The organism is Paraburkholderia sp. HC6.4b (assembly GCF_014200875.1).
Lineage (GTDB): Bacteria > Pseudomonadota > Gammaproteobacteria > Burkholderiales > Burkholderiaceae > Paraburkholderia > Paraburkholderia tuberum.
On sequence record NZ_JACHDC010000009.1, the window covers coordinates 178,828 to 193,752 of the forward strand.

The window sequence follows — 14,925 nt, forward strand, 5'->3', positions numbered from 1 at the left end:
ACGCCTATGGCGGACTTGCTGAACGCATTGCAATCCATATCGGGACGGCAGGCGTATTTCCTCGAAGTACCCGGCACCGACACTGCGTCGGCACTGTCGGTCGTGTCATTTGACGCCAATGAGATGATGGGGGCGCCCAATGAAGTGAGCATCGAGATGACCCATCCGATGCAGCTCTCACGAGCGGACTATCTGAATCGCGATGCGGTCTTCACGATCGTGCCCGACGATGGTGTGCCAAAAAAATTCTCGGGCTACATCGAGCGCTTCTCGACGATCCAGACAACAAAGGACTTCACCCGGTATCGGGCCGTACTGAAATCGCACTTCGGGCGCCTGCAGGCCGTCACGAACACGCAGGTCTTCCAGCACCTCACCACCCCGCAGATCATCAGGAAGATCCTCAGCGCCCACGGCATCCGGGATCACCAGATGTCGTTCCGGCTGCGCGGCAAGTACATGAAGCATCTGTGGCGCTTCCAGCACCAGATGACGGACTATGACTATGTGCACATGCTCATGGAGAAGGCCGGCATCTACTGCTATATCGTCGAGTCCGAATACGGCGACCAGATCGTCTTTGGCGACGACATCGACCACTACATCTACGATCCGCGGTTGATTGTTCCTTACCGTGAAGCGGCCGGCCTCGAGGCGGGTGGCGTGGAAGCGGTAACGTCCATCAGCACGCACTCCGTGATCGTGCCGCAATCCGTCGTCGTTGCCGATTACAACCCTGAGCAGGCCTGGGAACGTCTTCGCGACCAGGCCAATATCGCACCGCAGGACGAGACCACTTATGGCCAGAGCTACGTCTATGGTACCAATCATCTGGACCAGGATGGCGCGAAGTGGGAAGCGCAACTGCGTCACGAGGCAGCCATCGCCCGCCAGGTAATCTTCGAAGGCAAGAGCACCGTTTTCGCTCTGCAGTGCGCCCGTGTGCTGGAGACCGACATCGCGCTGCCCGATGCGCCGAAGGGCGAAGTGATCGTTGAGATCAGCCACAGCGGCGCGCGCGACAAGGCCTATTCGAACAGCTACAAGGCCATCCCGGCCGACCGGCGCTTCCGGCTCCAACTGGAGCCGGCGAAGTGGGCAAAAATCGCGGGCACACTCAGTGCACGCGTTTGCAGCCCGGACAAGTACACGTATGGCTACCTGAATTCGGTTGGTTACTACGTGGTACGGCTCGATGCCGACTTCGGAGAGTGGCCCCGCGGTGGCGAGAGCGTGCCGCTGCGTCTGGCAAAGCCGTTTGCAGGCAAGCTGCAGACCGGCATGCATTTCGTCGCGCTGGATAATGACGAGGCAAAGATCTCATTCCGAAACGGGGATCCCGACAAGCCCGAAATCAGCGGCTTCCACCACCACAGCCAGGCGCGCGACCTTGTCACCAACGATCGTCGCTGGCTCTCGCGCAACATGATCCGTACGCAGAAGAACAACAAGCTGCGCATGGAGGACTGGGAGGGCCAGGAAGGCATCAAGCTGAGCACGGAGCACTCGGGCAAATCACAGCTCAATCTGGGCTATCTGGTGAACCAGAAGCTCGAATACCGCGGTGAAGGCTATGAGCTCAGGACATCGGGATACGGCGTAAACCGCGCAGGCAAAGGGCTCTATCTGACGGCGTACGATCGCCCGGCCGCCAATGGCGCCCAGCGCGAGATGCAGGAGTCGATGGCCCAGCTTGAAAGCGCACTGGAGCTCGCCAAAGCGCTTGCCAATTCGGCAAGCAGCGCGAAAGCGGAGCCTGCCGACACAACCGCCCAGCAGCAGGTCAAGGACGATCTCGACGGCCTGAAGAAGCCCGGCCTCCTCATGAGCACGCCAGCATCGGCGGGTCTCGTGGCGGCCGGGGGGATCCAGTTTTCGGCGAAAGACGACATCGCGGGCGTGGCCGGCCGGAATGCTGACTTCAGCGTTATGAAGCGCTTTACTGCGGCGGTGGGCGAAAGGATATCGCTCTTTGCGCAAAAGCTAGGCATCAAGATTTTCGCAGCGAAAGGCCCTGTTGAGTTTCAGGCGCAGGGCGGCCCGATGTCGCTCACTGCGGCCAAGGACGTCAACCTCGGCAGCGTCAACGGGAAGGTCAACCTGACAGCGGCCAAGGAGATCATCCTTGAGTGCGGCGGCGCTTTCATCCAGATCAAGGACGGCAGCATAACACTTGGCGGTCCGCTCGATCTTTTCATCAAGACCATCACGATCCAGAAGCAAGGCACAGCTTCGATGCAAACGGCGATGCCGACACTACCGAAGTTTATTGAACACCTTTTCGATCGCCCTGTTTGGGTCGTAGACGAACGTGGATATTCGATTCCGAATCGGCCTGTTCGAGTCCATTTGAAGAACGGCGAAATCTTGAACGGAAAGACCGATCACGACGGAATTACGCAGCTCGCCATCAGTGACGAAGCCGACGTATTGAAAATCGAAGTGCTGAAAAAACTCAGCGGGAAAAACGTATGATCAACAACAACCCGTTCCAAATTCCGGAAGTATCTCAGACTGACGCAGATACGTTCCCGCCATTTACACGGCCCGTTCCTGCTGAGAATAGCGAGTACCGTAACGATCTTTACGGTACTCCGTTCGCTTACGAGTCAGGATTCGCCTGTACCGTTACACTTGCCGACGAGTTACTGGAAAAGCTTCGGAAGAACGGGGAGGACACCGAGGTGCAGCATCGCGACGACGTACCACTGACGCCAACAGCTGCCCCGGCATCGTCGAATGGACAGCCACCGCAAAGCTCTCCAAAGTCTCCACCCTCTACTGGAGCACCGGCAGCACCTAACAAGAGAAACAAAAATGATGCGAATGATCATCAACAACTTATAAATAAATTAAATAAGAACCCGCACGTCGTTGAATTTAAAGGTGCGGTTCTAGATAGGAACGAACGTCTTAAGATTATCGCCGCTGTCGCAATGTGCGAAAGTGGGCGAGATCCATTTGGCGCCGAAAATACCGACCAGGAATTTGTTGGCCGAAAAGACGGAAACAAGGGAATTGAAACTAGTTATTCACGTATTGTTCATATTGGGTTGTCGTATGGAATTATTCAATTTACACAAGATGGCGGCGCCCTCGGAGGGGTGTTAAAGAAGTGTAATGAAAAGAATCATGAAAAATTCGTTGAGATTTTTGGTGACAACTGGCAAGAATTGCTCACCCTAACGAGCCCCGGAATTTTTGTCCCCGGTGTTGATTATATATCTGGCCTTGACCACTGGCACGCGATCTCAAAAACCAAGGAAGGTGTCGAGATTAGCAAGTCGGCGTCAAAAGGCCAATTGCCAGTTGGGCGTGAAATTCGCGGGAAGCGCGTCCAGCCAATATCCGTACAGGTTGGTGGGGTGAAGCAGGATCTCTGGATTGGCACGTGGAAGCAACGTTTCGTGGATGCAGCACGTGTAGTAGACTTTCAGGAAGCACAATTGGCGTATGCCGTTGAAAATTATCTGAACCCCACATTTCCATTCTGTAAAACCAATAATGTTCGCTCTGGAATTGGAATTGCGTTCGCGGTTGCATGTTATGTGCGTGGTGTAAGCAAGCAACTCCTGACTGATGCCGCCAGACAAAAAGGTTTAAAAATCCCCTTTGAGTCTTCCGCTGACGAAAAAGCGGCTGTTGTCGCGATCTCTAAGGGTGAAATTAAAGAATATCAGGTAACTCGCAAAGGTAAGACGAAGAGCCTGAAGATTGCAGGCGAAGAGATCACGCGGGCGCGGAAGCTAGACAAGGACGAGACGGGATTTCTCGTCGAGGATATGTACTGGACTGACACATTTGATGACGGGAGCGACAAGTGACCAATGCTGCCCAAATAAAGTATGGGATTCTTTTCGCGTTGGTTGCATTGACCAGTTCCGCACATGCAGCTGGTCTGTGCAGGTCCAACGAGGCCACAATATTCAACTGCGATATAAAGGAAAGCAAGAAGATTGCATCGATATGCACTTCGAATGATTTTGCAGAAGATCGAGGGTACATTCAGTATCGATACGGGACACCAAATAAAATTGATCTCGAATTTCCTAAAGATCTTCAAAATTCTCGAAGTGAGTTCGGTTATGATGAATACTCGCGTCCCGATCTCTCAACTTTTGTTGTGGGCTTCAAGAATGGGGGCTACCGATATGAAATATCGGAGACGACCGAAGGAGGGGACGAAGGTATCACGACGCGATCACTCTTGGTGAGCTCCGAAAAGAGAAACCGAGGTACAAAGTTGACATGCCTCGACAATGGAAACGTTGTTTCTTCAATATCCACGCTCGATCAGATATTGAAATGCGACAAAGAGCACGAAATAGTTGATGGCTCATGCGACTAGTGGAGCATCCATGCGTGGAAATATGGCGGAGCGTGGTATGCCGATCACGTCGCAGGTCACTAGAACAATTTTTGTCGTCCGGGTATTTATTGCTGTTTGCGAATCGTCAATGGCGAGACTCAGTTGCCGCCTTCAGTGGAATTGAGTAACCACGAAATTATCTCGGCAAATGCACTCAAAATTGAGATAACTGATAGCAAGGGAAAGGCAATTAGAATTCGAGTTCCGTTTAAATTTTGGTAAAACTATTTCGAGCTTGTCTAAAATTGCCTTTCCAGAGTCAAACTCCCTCGTAATTGACGGTCGAGAATTTGTTCTCGTTATTGTCGGCGAGCCCTCAAGCAGCCAGCCAACGGGGTATTGTGGAGCTGGCATTGAGGGCAAACTAAACGTTCGCGCGACTCTGTCCCCGGCGGTTGGCAACATCTCCCCCGAGGGCATTGGCCGCGACCGTCTCGAAGGACCAGTAGCGTGGATCGTGATGGAACGCAAAGATGACGTCGAAGAACGAGCAGCCCGAACCTAGCCGGTACTTTTCTCTTTTTCCTCTGCTCGCGCTGGCCCGCGACGTGGCCGGTGGCCAATACGATGTATCGTGCGAGGCGGGTGAAGACGGGCCATCGGTAGCCTGTTACACCAATCCCGTCACCGCGGTCATCGATGCGACGCAGTATGCCCGGGCCCGGGAACCGGGGTACGCGCCCAGGTTGGCCGGCTCGTTGGAGCGGGCGCTGTTCTACCGCGCTGACTGCCGCTGCCTGATGACCGACGTCCGCATCGGCTGGCCCGTGTTGAATCGCAGGATCATCCTGCGAACAGACAGAACGTTATCGTCGGTTTCGAGGCACATCCGGGTTCCCGTGTTGCACGGCGAAGCGCCAGACTCGTTCGAGCTGGATGAAGCTGGACTCCAATGGCTCGATGACATTCATGAACGTGCGGGGCTCTTTGCCTGGCGCGAGACGGCGCGTGCGGTCGCTTCGTGGCCCCCCGACAGGGTAGCCCAGGCAGCGAATCGCGCGCTGCGCTCCATCGAAGTGACGGTATGTGATCCCGCCTTGTGCGATGAGGTCGCGCTGTTCGATCCGGAAACCGGGCAATGGCACTTCGTGCCATCGAGAGATTTCGTGAAGGCGAAGTACCTGAAAGTATGAAACAGTGCGAGGAATCTGTCCGGGGGTCGCTGCCGATCGCATCTGCTTATCGCGGTGCACCCCACGGGATAACGAGCTGATGAATGACGGCATAGGGCCGGAGGACTTTCGATTCTCCGGCCCTATGCCTGTATGGCTTCCAACATCAGCTGCCTGTGTAGTGCCGCATGGTCATCGTACGGATCACGAGATAGAGCAGCACCGCGGTGCGCACCGACGCAATCACGCTGTCGTTCCGGTTGCCCGTCGCCTGCTTCACACACCACTCAGCCTTTTCCCTGAGCGAAAAGAGAGCAGGATCAATGCTGCGCGATGATGTATAGACGCCGCGCAACCTCGCAAGCAGCGTCGGCAGATCGACGTGAGTGCGAACCATGGTGCGCTCTTCGGCGAGATAATCGAAACTGTGGATAAGCGTCTCATCGAGAAGTTCGCCAACGCGCTTTGCGCGCGCCTGCCGGTAGTTGTCCGAGATCCACTCGAGCGTCTGCCGGAAGAGCCGCGGCGGCGTTGTGTACATGAGCTTGCAGATCAGCTCCAGCAGTTCCTCCTTGATGAAGGAATGCCGGTCGGAGACAATCGACTGCAAGTATCGCGTGTAGGCGAGCAGATTCCGGTTACGGTCCTTGAGCACCACCTCGCCGTCGTAGTCGACCAGCGCCGAGCTCGACTGGATCCGCATACCCTGATGATGGACCTGCAGAAAGACGTCGTAGATGTTCTTGAGCATGTCGCGGATGCGGCTCTGCGTATCGTTGAGCAGGTAGATCACCTCAAGGTCGTTGTCCATCTTCGAGATAGCCTTGAAGTGCAGCCCCTGGGGCGAAATCAGATCGCGCGTGCGCTGCTCAAGTACCGCATTCCAGGTGCCGTACTGCTTGATCGCGAACTTGCCCGAGAGCAGCGCGTACGTGGCCTCGGCCGTCGCGCGATCCGCCGGATAGCGGAAATGCCGGAAGAGGCGCGAGGTAAGAAATTTGTACTGCAGCACGAGCCCGACGTCCATCATCGCAGCCTGCTTCTGCGTGTCGTTGAGTTTCGGGCTCGCGTAAAGCGTATGCATCAACCACGCGCACGAGAGGTTCATCGTATCGCTCGACACCTTGAACGTCGGGTTCACTGTCGGCAGCGCGACGAGCTCCTGGGCGAGCACGCCCTCTTCCACCTTCAGGATTTCCTCGAACCACCTGTCGCGGTCGTCATCGGTAAAGCGCACGACCTCCACACCCGTGAGATTGCCGCCAAAAAACTTGATGTGGTCGGCATTCTTGAAGACAAAGGCATGCCGGTACTGGCTGATCCTGCGGGCAAACATGGCATCGATCACCAGGTCGTGACAGGCCTCGGCGAACACGCCCTCGATGTTTTTCGCCATGAGCGCTCCATGCGAGAACCTGCCGGGGATAGCCGGGGAAGATGGAATCAGGACCCGTGTCTGCGCGCGAGCCAGTCTTTCGCGAACGCTTCAAGCGACGGGTAGACCCTCGCACCCCAGGCGTTCACCAGTGTCTCGAGCGCCTGCCCCAGCTCGACGACACGCGGCTCCGGATTGCTGTTATCGCTGCCGTTCACCGAGGGCTGCGTCGCGACCATGACCACCACGTAGTTGTCGGGACCGGTGCCATGCTGGCCCCGGGCAGCCAGGTCCTGGCTGACTTCGACGATGTCCTCGGGTTTCACGTCGGCAGCTGACACGCCATAGACGGTCGTGCCCGGACTGCCGGACTGCGCATCTGTGCCGGCAAGCTCGACATTGCTGATCAGCTGGGCGAGCGCGAGCGCATCATTGGCCTGTGATTCAAGCGCCTGCGACTGCCCGCTCACGCCTGTCTGTTCACCGCCATCCTGGACGCCAGGCGATGCCACTGCATCCTTTGAACCGGCAGTGGCATCGCCTGCGCCCGGTTCGGCCGGTGGCACGTCGGGACGCGCATAGACCTGGTTCAGGGCTTGGGAAAACACCTCCGACAGGGGCCCCTTGAGCTCCATCAGTTCCTTCTCGTCCTCTGGAGGGTTGCCCAGCTCGCCCTCCAGTGCTGCCCTTAGCAAGGAAGCCATGAGTCCTCCCTTCACGCAAACTCGCGCAAACCGCGTCACACGATTCGCGTCAGGAGAAATTTATGGTTGGTACTTCTCGCGCGTATACGAGAAGCATCCTTAGAGAAAAGAGAGCAGATACTCCGTATCTGCTCTCTATAGAATCAATACATTAAGCTAAAAGCTATACTTAATAACGCTTAACGCGCGCGCGGGCGTGCGCGAATTTCCGGCGACGGTAAAATTTGTCGAAGGTCCCCAGTACGCCTTCCTCGAAGAACCACAAACCTCACCAGCCCCTCAAGATCGCCCTCCCTCCGACTCGCGAAATGCTGTTCCGGGCCGCGAGAATCGTTCGCATGCCGATTCTGGAAGCCGGACAATACGAAGGCATCCATCGACCGTACCGATGGCATACAGCCCGTTCTGGCAAAACACCGGGCCAGGAGTGCAGGGATAAAGAATACGTGACCAGCAACTCCTATGCACGGGGGTTTGTATCCGCCCGTCCCGACACCCTGGCGCGATATCACCGGGGTCCGCCAATCTGCATGCGCAGGATTCTCAACCACCTCTCCCCGTCGTTCATGATCGCGATCTTTGCCCACTTCTCTTTCAGGTAGTCCTCGTAGTTCTGCTCGGCGTCGGCGTAGCTGTCGATGACCTCCTTGATCTTGCCAAGATTCTGGCCCCCCCTGAGCTCCCCGATGTCGAGTTGCACCGTGTAGGTGTTGTAGATGTACGACTTGACCGCGTACTCCACCAGCTTGCAGAACGCGTGGAAGCTGCGTAGCTGGATGTTGTTCAGGTTTTCGTCATTCGCCACGATGCAGCGCAGGTACGAGTTTGACGGTACGGTCAGCACGTCGCGCACGTGCACCACGTTCTCGCTGATCAGCTCGATGCGCGCGGTCGAGGTGATCGGCACCATGCCCATCGCATCAACCACCGCGTTACCCACCTGCAGCATCGTGTTGGCCTGGTTAAGCGCGGCGATGCCGACTGACGAGATACGCGTCGGATCGGCGAACGACACGTTCAGCGCCGTGAGGATGCTACGCCCGTTGGTACGCTTCTTGGGAATGCGGAAAACCGTGTCGAACGGTGTTTCCCCGCGCTGGCCGCACCCGTCCAGCAAAACCCACACTTCCGTGCCTCCAAGCAGGTTGCAGTCGATGAGCACGCGGGGCCTCACCACGAGACTCAGGATCTGGTCCTCGATACCTGCCGTTGTATCGCGCCAGTACTCCTCGCGCCTGAAAAAAACCACATGCAGCACCTCCGGCGGAATTCTGTAGCGCACGTCAAAGATGCTCTTCGAAATGGCATTCATGCAACGGCTCCCGCCCCGCGCCGCGATCGCGCGGTGCGGCCAAGTTAAAAAAAGAACGGTGATATATCACCCATCCGGAGCAGCTCGAATCTCCAAACAATTTCTTTCATGAGGAAACCATGAACGCCGAGATAACGGATCTGTTTGACCTCTATAGCGATTATTTCAGAGCACTCGACGAGATGGTTGGCATCGACACAGCCATCAACTACCGCCAGGTCTATCTGGAGAACTACAAGATCGTCCAGCTGGGCCTTCGCAATTCCGACGGCAGCCGCAAGCTAACGACCCGCGTATTCGATCGCGACGGCCATCCCGTAGGGAAAGTGAGACTGCCTTACACCGATCAGCGCAAGTGGCACACGCGGCTCGTCGTCGAGGAAGGATTTCCCCTCGAAACCGTCAGGGAGCTGCTCGATGAGAACAGCCTGGACTTCTACTGGCGCGAACGCATGGAGTAGACGAAGGCCCTGTTTCCGGAGACTTGAGATGAACTATCACGGCACTGCACGTACGAACTACGTGAGCATCATCGACATCGATGGCCTTCGTGCGGCCATCGGACCATTCAACATCGACGTGTGCGAGCACCCCGAATTCGCCGGCAAATATGCCTTCTTCGTCAGCAACGGCCAGGGCTGGCCCGATCACAGCGTGGATGACGACGGCAAAGATATCGGGCTGAACGTCTGCAAGGTCATCATGCCTTTCGTGTACGACGGCGAAGTACTCGTCCTGATGGATTCCGGCAATCAGGGGCACCGCTACGTCTGTGGGCGTGCCGAGGCCTGGCGTCGCCATGCAAACGAGACGGAATCGGTTGCGATCTGCCTGCACTCAATCTACGCCATCGCCGCGGACAGGTTCGCTGTCCCGGTTGGCCACATCAGCGACGCGCTGCACTGAGTCGATACCGCTTCAGGCGGCATTCCATGGCGAAAGCCATATTTCCCCAAGGCCCCCACGTCAGTGGCGGGCCTTCTTCTCCAACTTTATCTGAGGTAAGCAAGCATGGATATTCACGAGCGCGCACGCGGCGAGGTTCGACTTTTCTGCTGCGGCGGCGGTGGCATGAACATCGGCCACAAGGTCGCCAGTTATGCCAGCGACAACAATAAGAGTGACAAGTTTGCCAAGCTCGATGTGGTGTACATGGACACGTCGAAGGCGAACCTGCGCTCCGACATCAATCCCGAGAAGTTCTATCTGGTCAATCGCCCAGGCACCATCGAAGGCTCGGGGCAGGAGCGCGCCGAAAACTTCGATCCGATCAGCGCTCGCGTGGGCAACATTCTGCAGAAGTTCAAGCCGGTCGATCTGAATATCGTTCTCTCCACCGGCGGAGGTGGATCCGGCGCGGTGATAGCAGCCTCGATCGTGTCGGAGCTGCTTGCGCACGACGCGTCGACCCTCGCGATCTGCGTGGGCGATGACAGTACGAGGAAGTTCGCTCAAAACACGCTCAAGACGCTGAAGTCGTATGAGCGCATCGCCACGGAAACGCGGCACTCGCCGGTGAACCTCGTCTATCTGCAAAATAGCCGGGACATGACGCGTGCGGCCATCGACAGCCGCATCCAGCACGTCGTCGCCGCACTGTGCATGCTCTATTCGGCCCGTAACCGCGAACTCGACGCCAAGGATCTCGAAAACTGGCTGCGCTACCAGAAGGTCACCTCCTACAGGCCGGCACTCGCCTCGCTCACGCTCATCAGCGATCTGGGCCGCGCGTGTCTCGATGATCTCGGCAATCTCATCAGCGTCGCGACGCTCACCCAGGCCGATCACGACCCAACGCTGCCCGTTCGCAACGATGTGCAGTACATCGGCTATCTGGAAGGCACGCTGCCGGAAAAACTGAACCTGAAGGCACCGTATCACTACGTCATCTCGGACGGCATCCTGCCCAGAGTCGCAGCCGACCTGAATGCGGTGCTGCAGGAGATGCAGGAGCAGAGCGACACGCGCATTCTGCCCAATGCGATCAGCTCAACGACGGACGTGAGCACCAGCAACGGCGTCGTGCTGTAAGCGCCGCCGCGCAGATTCATCCTCCCGGGGGCGCGGCTGGCCCCCGGGGAGCACGTACATCACCCGCACGAACTCCATTCCACAATTTCACACAAGGATCGAAACCATATGTTTGCCAAGATGATGATGGGCGCTACGAACGAAAACCGGCACGTGGGGGTGCCATGTTCGATGGTCGAAGGTGAGCAAATCGAGTTCTTCTACGACCGAAGCGGACGTCCTTTCATGAAGGTCTGGAAAGCTGGATTCCTCAAGGAGATGCCGGTATTCGGCGATGTGTTCCTCATGAACGAAACCGGCGAGACCTTCTCGCGTTTCAGCCCGCCGCTCGAATTCGTCGGCCGTAACGCCGATGGATGGAGGACGATGGATGTGACGCCGGTGGCGATTGGGGTACCCTGACACGCTATGGAACAGGGAGGCAGCATGTCTGACTATCCAAGGAAAATCATCGTGCTTCGCGAGGCCGAGAAATCCACTGGCGATGGCGATCAGGGCCTCTCGCCGGTTGGCCGCAGACGTGCGGAACGGATTTCCGAATTTGTGATCCGGAATTTTGGCAGGCCGGATTGCATTTTCGCGACCACGCCAACCAGGCATAGCCTGCGTGCGCTACTTACGGTACTGCCACTGTGGCAAAGCCTCGAGGGCGTGCCTCTGAACGCGTGGGTGAGCCCTGGCACCGAGATGGAGTTATGCTGGTCCATCGCCGGTGTCAAGCAGCGCGGCAAAACAATCGGTGGCGACGAGTACGCTGGAAAAAGCATCGTCATCTGCCTGTATCGTGAGGTGATACCGATGTTCATGCGCTCACTCGGTGCGGCGGCAAGCGATTGCCCGAGCCCATGGCCCGAGGATGATTTCGGCAGCGTTTATGTCCTCGCACGCGACAACGAACGGGTCATTACGACCCGCTTCGAGATGTTCTTCTAGTCATTCGCCACCTCCGGCCGCCATTGCGTTCGAGTGATTTTTCCGGCAGCGCGGGCAGGTGAATTGCTGCTCAGGTAATCACCTGCCCTGTTTGCTTCCACCACACCAGACAGCCCGATCTTTCAGGGCGACACATGCATCTGCCTGAAGTTGTTTAATACAGGTAGTTGCCATTCTTTGCCCGGGGAACCCGCCACCATGTTTCGTCAGGCCACCCTGATTCAGGACGTGACCCTTTACCGGCACAGCCTTGCACCCTGGCTGGCCGAACTCATCACACAACACGCCCATACAGGCTGTGTCGAGGAGGACGTGCTGGAATGGGTTATCGCCCACCAGATCGAGGAGTGCTACTGCGTTGTCATCGCCAACCATCATCGCAACTATCGCGAATATTCGGAACTTCACGACAGACTGAAGCATGCCCTGCCTTTTGCGCTGGAGCGCCTCACCCGGCATCTCGTCAAGGTACCCAATATCTATGGCGACCAGACGCTTACACTGAAACTCACACGGCGCGATCTTTACCTGCACTACCACCTCGACGCCCCACCCGCCTTTGATCATCATGAACGCAAGAGTCGAGTATCCGGTCATCCGGTCGCTGGTGATCGATCCCCTCCCGACCGCCTTCATCATCGAGAGAATCCTCGGTGATTACCTGATTCCTCCACTGGAGGGCATCTACACGCTCGGACAGGCCGTGCCCGTCATGCGGCCCGATCGAACGTATTACCAGCAACGCATGGACGCGCACGGCGAACAGCAACGTGCCGCCGTTTCGCACCTTGAGGATGTCCAGCAGGGCACGCCCGTCATCGACGATCAGGGCGAAGTTGCGGTCACCGCCAGCCAGATTCCGTTCCTCTGCTCAGCTTCCCCGTATCCCGTACGCGCGATCGAAGTAATCGAGCGCACCCTGCGCGAGGTCCTCAGGCACTACGGCGATCCGGATGACCGACGGCTTAACACCGATCCCTGCTCGCTGTATCTGGATCTGCTGCGCCCGGAGTGGCGCCACGAGCTCGAAATCGTCGACCAGATCCTCCTGCTTGTAAGCGGCCTCAGAAGTCAGGTCAAGGAATTCGCCGGACACGACAGGTGGATCATCCATTTTCTCAGACGCCAGCGCACTACCATGATCATCGAACAATCCATTGACTGGCGCATCGTCCAGTACTACAGGCTCAGGGACGAGCTTCGCGAAGAAGCCCGGGAGCAGCCAGATGGGTAAGGCAATCGGATATCAGCCTTGCACGGACTCAGTGTCGTCCCCAGCGACGTCCCGTGTAACCACGCTCATTTCATTTGCCGGTATCGTCACCGTGCTCCGACACCGGATCAGGGAGTGTCTGTCGCGGGACGAATCGGGCTGGGCGTTCGAGAATATCCGCTATCTCACCGACGGACAGATCGACGTGTCGGATTATCTTGCCGTGCTGCTCACGGAGGTCCTCACGGGCAACCAGAGCTATATGAGGCATCCCTGTCCGCAAAGCCAGAGCCAGTCAGTTCTGCGCCACATGGGGCTCGATGACGATTGCGCCCGGGAGCTCAACAGGGAGATGTTTTTCGCGGCGCTGGAGCGGATCCTGGATCACCTGCCGCAATCCGCGTTCAACGATCGCGGCGAATTCGATTTCCTGCTGACCCGGTTCGACCTCATCGCGATCAGAAACCTCAACGGGACCCACGCCTCCACCGCCGCGGGGCCAGTGCCATGAAAGCAATCGTTCTCGACACACGTCCATTGGTGAACGAATATCGCGAGTACGAGCCGTTCTTCGCATTCTACGAAAACGGTATCCGGGATCTGCTCAAGGAAGCGGTACTTATCCATTCAACGAGCAGCCCTTTTTCTACCACCTGGCATCCGAAGGGGCTCGTCGGAAAGGTCGAGGCGGATTTCGACTATGCACTGGACTGCTACCGCGACTCGTGCGAGGAGACGGCCATGCCCCTGTTCGACGAGCGGTTTCTTTTCAGCAACCTTGATGTGATCCGCTTCGCCGCCCAGTCCATGGAGGATGCGGTCGAGAAGCTCTTTCGTCTCCATCTTCCCACACGCTTCTTCGAGATCGCCGACGAGCATCAGGGTCAGGCATTCAGCCCGCGCTGGATCGGCTCGGACCTCCTTGTTCATGTGCGGCTTTTAAGCTAGGGGAACTAACATGGATATGGTGCAACCTGGACCGATCCTGGTGTGCGCCGCGATCCCGCGCTATGTCGTCATGGAGACTCCACGGGAGCTTCAGGAACTCAGGGAATGGGTGGAACACCCCTCGAAACCTACGGTCGACATCGAGGCCTTCTACACGCAGCTTTTCGACAGCGTGAGTCTCGCCGGCAGACTCGCAGCCGACGAACTGCATGAGTTCGCAAGTGACGTGGGTTATGGCGATGCACTCTACGGCCAGCACGAGCTACTGAGATACGAACAGCACCGGCTCGCGATGCTGGTCGTGGAGGCGGGCTACGCAATCACGAGGCAGCTCAACGCACTGTGTCTTTACGATGCCGACGGCATTTTCCCTTACTACTTCAGGGCTTGTTACCCAAATGGGCTACTCCTTTTCGAAAACTACGACTGATCCGGAAAGCGTGATTCTCGAAACACGCCCTCTTCTTGATGACCTCTTCACCCGCTATCCGGATCTTGAGGAAAACCATGAGGAGTTCATCGGGCGCATCGTCGACTGCCTTGCCTACGAGAATCGCGCCCCTGAACGGCTCGAGGACATGTGCTCTCAGATGGTACAGGATGCGCTGCAGTTCGTTCCTCGCGAAAACGACGGGGCCTGCGTGTCACAGACCGACGAGGACGATGAACACAGGCGCCGCATCAACGCTGTCATGCGCACGGCCAACGAGATGTACCGGGTTGGCATGCAGCTCCATGCGCTCATCCGACAGCTCGGACTCTACCGGGATGGCTACCTGCATTACCAGTTCGCAGATCTCGTCGGCCACGCCATTATCCTTCAACGCCTGATGGCGCCGCTGCTCGTCCTGCGTGGGCCGGTCGATTATCTGACCGACGATGAGCTCTGGGCCTGGAGCGATACCATCCGGCGGCGTCGTCACTGAGG

Annotated in this window: 17 protein-coding genes; 14 read left to right on the forward strand and 3 right to left on the reverse strand. The window is 57.3% G+C overall.

Annotation, left to right across the window (positions count from 1 at the left end; translation table 11 throughout):
• The first annotated feature begins 6 nt into the window (after positions 1 to 6).
• The 3 genes from HDG34_RS15850 to HDG34_RS15860 all read left to right on the forward strand — a co-directional run bounded on the left by HDG34_RS15850 (position 7) and on the right by HDG34_RS15860 (position 5,502).
• A complete protein-coding gene (locus tag HDG34_RS15850) occupies positions 7 to 2,475 on the forward strand; it encodes a type VI secretion system Vgr family protein (RefSeq protein WP_184061194.1) in 2,469 nt (822 codons plus the stop codon).
• Positions 2,472 to 3,824, forward strand: coding sequence for a hypothetical protein (locus tag HDG34_RS15855; RefSeq protein WP_184061195.1), 1,353 nt, complete (start codon positions 2,472 to 2,474; stop codon positions 3,822 to 3,824). The genes HDG34_RS15850 and HDG34_RS15855 overlap by 4 nt, the downstream gene beginning before the upstream one ends.
• 1,018 nt (positions 3,825 to 4,842) lie before the next feature.
• Positions 4,843 to 5,502: a hypothetical protein gene (locus HDG34_RS15860; RefSeq protein ID WP_184061196.1), complete on the forward strand. Its 660-nt coding sequence runs from the start codon at positions 4,843 to 4,845 to the stop codon at positions 5,500 to 5,502.
• Positions 5,503 to 5,647: 145 nt separating this feature from the next.
• Here HDG34_RS15860 and HDG34_RS15865 read toward each other — a convergent pair whose 3' ends face one another.
• The 3 genes from HDG34_RS15865 to HDG34_RS15875 form a co-directional block, all read right to left on the reverse strand.
• Positions 5,648 to 6,877 carry a hypothetical protein gene (locus HDG34_RS15865; protein WP_184061197.1) on the reverse strand — a complete coding sequence of 410 codons (1,230 nt, stop codon included), beginning with the start codon at positions 6,875 to 6,877 and terminating at the stop codon, positions 5,648 to 5,650.
• Between the two features lie 47 nt (positions 6,878 to 6,924).
• Complete coding sequence (locus HDG34_RS15870; protein ID WP_184061198.1) at positions 6,925 to 7,560, reverse strand: hypothetical protein; 636 nt, start codon at positions 7,558 to 7,560, stop codon at positions 6,925 to 6,927.
• A 508-nt stretch (positions 7,561 to 8,068) separates the two neighbouring features.
• The gene (locus HDG34_RS15875) at positions 8,069 to 8,872 is read right to left on the reverse strand and encodes a hypothetical protein (protein WP_184061199.1); all 804 of its coding nucleotides are present in this window, start codon (positions 8,870 to 8,872) and stop codon (positions 8,069 to 8,071) included.
• A 119-nt stretch (positions 8,873 to 8,991) separates the two neighbouring features.
• On the opposite strand from HDG34_RS15875, the gene HDG34_RS15880 reads away from it, so the two are divergent.
• From HDG34_RS15880 to HDG34_RS15930, 11 genes are all read left to right on the forward strand, one after another.
• Positions 8,992 to 9,333: a hypothetical protein gene (locus HDG34_RS15880; RefSeq protein ID WP_184061200.1), complete on the forward strand. Its 342-nt coding sequence runs from the start codon at positions 8,992 to 8,994 to the stop codon at positions 9,331 to 9,333.
• A 28-nt stretch (positions 9,334 to 9,361) separates the two neighbouring features.
• A complete protein-coding gene (locus HDG34_RS15885) occupies positions 9,362 to 9,778 on the forward strand; it encodes a hypothetical protein (protein WP_184061201.1) in 417 nt (138 codons plus the stop codon).
• Positions 9,779 to 9,883: 105 nt separating this feature from the next.
• Positions 9,884 to 10,903: a hypothetical protein gene (locus HDG34_RS15890; protein WP_184061202.1), complete on the forward strand. Its 1,020-nt coding sequence runs from the start codon at positions 9,884 to 9,886 to the stop codon at positions 10,901 to 10,903.
• 108 nt (positions 10,904 to 11,011) lie between these two features.
• Positions 11,012 to 11,305, forward strand: a complete 294-nt coding sequence (locus HDG34_RS15895; protein WP_184061203.1) for a hypothetical protein — start codon at positions 11,012 to 11,014, stop codon at positions 11,303 to 11,305.
• A gap of 24 nt (positions 11,306 to 11,329) precedes the next feature.
• The gene (locus HDG34_RS15900) at positions 11,330 to 11,836 is read left to right on the forward strand and encodes a hypothetical protein (RefSeq protein WP_184061204.1); all 507 of its coding nucleotides are present in this window, start codon (positions 11,330 to 11,332) and stop codon (positions 11,834 to 11,836) included.
• Positions 11,837 to 12,034: 198 nt separating this feature from the next.
• Entirely contained in the window at positions 12,035 to 12,493 is a 459-nt protein-coding gene (locus HDG34_RS15905; RefSeq protein WP_184061205.1) for a hypothetical protein, read from the forward strand.
• Positions 12,405 to 13,070: a hypothetical protein gene (locus HDG34_RS15910; protein WP_184061206.1), complete on the forward strand. Its 666-nt coding sequence runs from the start codon at positions 12,405 to 12,407 to the stop codon at positions 13,068 to 13,070. Before HDG34_RS15905 ends, HDG34_RS15910 begins: the two co-directional genes overlap by 89 nt.
• Positions 13,063 to 13,560: a hypothetical protein gene (locus HDG34_RS15915; protein ID WP_184061207.1), complete on the forward strand. Its 498-nt coding sequence runs from the start codon at positions 13,063 to 13,065 to the stop codon at positions 13,558 to 13,560. Before HDG34_RS15910 ends, HDG34_RS15915 begins: the two co-directional genes overlap by 8 nt.
• Complete coding sequence (locus HDG34_RS15920; RefSeq protein ID WP_184061208.1) at positions 13,557 to 13,997, forward strand: hypothetical protein; 441 nt, start codon at positions 13,557 to 13,559, stop codon at positions 13,995 to 13,997. Before HDG34_RS15915 ends, HDG34_RS15920 begins: the two co-directional genes overlap by 4 nt.
• A gap of 10 nt (positions 13,998 to 14,007) precedes the next feature.
• Positions 14,008 to 14,427: a hypothetical protein gene (locus HDG34_RS15925; protein WP_184061209.1), complete on the forward strand. Its 420-nt coding sequence runs from the start codon at positions 14,008 to 14,010 to the stop codon at positions 14,425 to 14,427.
• On the forward strand, positions 14,396 to 14,923 hold the full coding sequence (locus tag HDG34_RS15930; protein WP_184061210.1) for a hypothetical protein: 528 nt from the start codon (positions 14,396 to 14,398) through the stop codon (positions 14,921 to 14,923). The genes HDG34_RS15925 and HDG34_RS15930 overlap by 32 nt, the downstream gene beginning before the upstream one ends.
• Positions 14,924 to 14,925: the final 2 nt, after the last annotated feature.